The organism is Nitrosomonas communis, assembly GCF_900114745.1.
Taxonomy (GTDB): Bacteria; Pseudomonadota; Gammaproteobacteria; order Burkholderiales; family Nitrosomonadaceae; genus Nitrosomonas; species Nitrosomonas communis_A.
Genome location: NZ_FOUB01000143.1, coordinates 1 through 3,446, shown reverse-complemented (window position 1 = coordinate 3,446; position 3,446 = coordinate 1). Strand labels below are relative to the sequence as shown.

Sequence of the window (3,446 nt, the reverse complement as noted above, 5' to 3'; positions counted from 1 at the left end):
ATGATCAGCTCAAGCTTGGGATGTGATGCCACCTTTAGGTGGCGCCAATTCTTGCCCCTTTGAGGGGCTAACAGAAATAAGCCTCCGGCTTTGCCTGAGGTAATTTAAGTTAAAAATCAATTGGTTAATTTTAGAACGTGACAAGGTTTATAATCCAAAATTATTAATTCACAATAAGATTTGAAATCTAATGTTTACGATCTTTTCTGAGTGGATTGGAGATTAATGGGCAGTATTATTCTTACACCCTTAAGACTTTACACATGTTTGTACTACAGAATTAGGTTATATGGCCAGTATTCAATCCGAGTTTGATAAACGTAATACGAAGATTATAGGACTCGGCATTGATCCTCTTAATGATCACGAAAATGGCTGAAAGACGTTGAAGAAGTTGGTGGCTGATCCATTATTTATCCGGTTATAGCCGATACTTATCTTGATATTGTCAAGCTTTATAATATGTTTCCTGCTGATGAAACCGGCTCAACTGAAGGAACGAGTGGGGTCGAACACTGACGAGCTAAATATTATTAAAAACAGTAACTTATATAAAATCATAGCATTCCGCGTGATTCTAGCTCAAGTAGTTAGAACAGAATCACGCCATAAATCTCATCCTGCATAGCTTAATTAAGAAGTTGGTCTATTTCCATCATGCAGAGTATTCCCCACCACAGCAATTTTGTTTTCCAAAATCTTAATCCTCGATTCCAGTTTCTGCACTAAAGCCTTGGCTTCTGGTAAATCTGAAGTTTGAGTTTGGGATGTTTTTGCAGCATTGCTCTCCAATAGCGCTAGCCGCGATTGTAATTGTTCATCGAGATTTTCTGTTTCAGGACCTGCAAGATGTGTGAATTCCATACTGTCTTCATAAGGTTCTCGAGTTGTACCTGTTGCTTTAATAATTGTGCCTGCAATTAATCCGCCTACAATAGCCAAAGACATTGTAATAGCTATACCGTTGAATTGAGCAATTGCTACGTCAGGTACAACTATGAATGCACTGAATCCGCCTAGTAATCCAGGCATTCCATGTAAATTATGTACCCCACACGTATCAACAATTTTGAATCTTGATTCTAATAAAGGTAATAAAAATACATAACCCAGCACTGAAACTGTACCCGCCAAAAGCCCTATTCCAAATGCCCCAATAGGAGAAACAACATCACAAACTGAGCCGATAGCCACACCCCCAGCCAATGCTGCATTGGCCATATCAACCATAGAAGTTTTTCCATTGTGAAACTTCGAACTCAAAAAATAAGTAGCTAAAGTAGCGCCTGATAGAGCAAGTAACGTGTTGGCTACGGTTTGTGGCATATTTTCTAAAGGAACAAGTGCAGTGGCGAAGCTTGGCCAGAATAGCCATAGCACCATCGATCCCAGCATAGCAAATCGATCTGATGTATGATCAGATTCAATTGGCTTACTGCGCTGATAAGCCGTAGTTAGAACTATGGACATACTCAATCCAAAATAGGCCCCAAACGCATGAATTACAATCGATCCAGCCGTATCTTTAAATCCAGTTGTATAGCCTATAGCATTATCTAAAACCAACCATTCATTTAACAAATAAAGTGGAACAACCAGAAGCGCTAACAAAGTGTACTGAAAAACCCGTAAACGCCCCAGCACCGCTCCCATTGCAATCAAGGCCGTTGCTACGGATAACTCAGCGAACAACAACGCATCAAGCGTATGAGGTTGCAATTGATGACCAAAAATTCCATTGGCACGTAATAAGATATAAAGTGGAAGTCCTGTTGCAACCACTAGATAAGTTCCGGTTACAGCACCAAAACCATAACGGCGAACAAATACCATTAAAAAGCCAAAACCAACAAGCAACATGGCCAATATATGAATAATAAAATTATATTTCGCTACCACTCCCGCTTCGCTCAAAGCCTCGGTAGTTCCGGCATTAACCGCATTACTAAAAATTAAGATAAGCAAACCTATTGCTAGAAGCACAGTAAAATTAAAGCTATTTTTCATGTGGCACTTCCTTTTTCTATTGTTTATTCGGATAAACTTTTTGAAAAACTTTTAAGAGGGAATTTACAATTCAATATAAAATCCCTATTAGGAGTGTGAGCTTTAATTACCATAAATACAATATGGTTTATTTATTTATGTGTAAGAATTTCAAATCAAGAGTTCTGCTTGAATTAATGTATGAACTTCATACAATCACAATCGCCTTTGTTTACTTTTCAGTATTTGATTCGGCAGAATTATAATTTTCTTACGTTAAGTTATTAACAAAAACTCGAACGTGACAAATATGTTAATTATTAACGAGTGTTGGCGAGCACAGACGAGTTTTATATTAATAAAAACAGTTAGTTAAAAAACCTGTTAATCCGCAGGTCCCCGGTTCGAGCCCTGGTCGGGGAGCCAATTCGGTATAAATCTGGGCACTTTATTAAAAGTGTCAGTATTTTAGCCTGCTACAGCATGATCAAGTGCTGAATAACTTCCTCTAATCTCGGCTTGATTCCCATTTATGCGAATCTAAGAAATGAGCAAGGATGATTTGCGCACCAGCCATTCAATCCGTCAAACATCTTGGCTCAATTTCCATAAATCAAAACCATGGTTTGGCACTTTTCTCGTTAATTTCATCGCACTTGATTTGTTATAAATGCGCATTTGATCTTGCACTAACCGAAGGAGAAGGTTTGAATTTTGTGGTTTCGGCGGTGCTGGCTATCTTTGCTGGCGACAGAAACAAAGCTGTCCTCGTCAAAATCCAGGTTTGGTAAGAAATAATCAAAGGTGAAATCGACGCGTGATAGTCATTCAGGCTGATATGCCTGTAGTAGTCCGACCAAATGTAAATTTTCGCTCAATTTGGTACTGTTTTGCGCTTTATATGGTACTGTCATTTTATTTTTGAGTTAATAAATAAAAGTTAATATGTATTGTATTATTGCTAACCTGTTTGTTATTGTTTAGCATTAACACAATAAGAAAAAGAAGTTGCTCATCTGAGCTAAATCAATATTCATTTTTTTCCTATATCTTCTTTTTTTCCTCCCAAGAGAGTGTACTTTTTATACTCTCAAGATCAGTGTAGAAACTCGGTCTATTTCGCCCTTTTTCAAAGGATATATTCGGCATGAGCATAAAACACTTTATTTTGCTTTCTATAGTTTATTTGTTAGTAACGTTCGGTACGCTCATCCACGCTGCCAATCTTTTTGTTCCAGCATACTTCCATCCATCTAATCAACCAATTTTTTGGAGCCATTTGGTTGAGGCAGCTCAGACAGTGCCTACTACTGTAATTTTTAACCCCGATAACGGGCCTGGAATAAGCGCTGACCCTAGTTTTACTAACGCAATTGATCGGGTTCGTGAAGCTGGAGGAAAGGTAATCGCTTACGTAAAATCCAATTATGGAGAGCGCCCGATGGACAATATTCTCCAAG

The 3,446-nt window shown here is 38.2% G+C and carries 3 protein-coding genes; 2 read left to right on the top strand and 1 reads right to left on the bottom strand.

Annotation, left to right across the window (positions count from 1 at the left end):
* Nucleotides 1-289 precede the first annotated feature (289 nt).
* Nucleotides 290-379, top strand: coding sequence for a hypothetical protein (locus tag BM122_RS26450; RefSeq protein ID WP_371264967.1), 90 nt, complete (start codon nucleotides 290-292; stop codon nucleotides 377-379).
* A gap of 254 nt (nucleotides 380-633) precedes the next feature.
* Here the strand turns inward: BM122_RS26450 and BM122_RS20735 are convergent, their stop codons facing one another.
* Entirely contained in the window at nucleotides 634-2,007 is a 1,374-nt protein-coding gene (locus BM122_RS20735; RefSeq protein ID WP_074907515.1) for an ammonium transporter, read from the bottom strand.
* A gap of 1,126 nt (nucleotides 2,008-3,133) precedes the next feature.
* On the opposite strand from BM122_RS20735, the gene BM122_RS20725 reads away from it, so the two are divergent.
* Nucleotides 3,134-3,446, top strand: a 313-nt coding sequence (locus tag BM122_RS20725; protein WP_218152205.1) for a spherulation-specific family 4 protein, incomplete at its 3' end; no start/stop codon positions are given.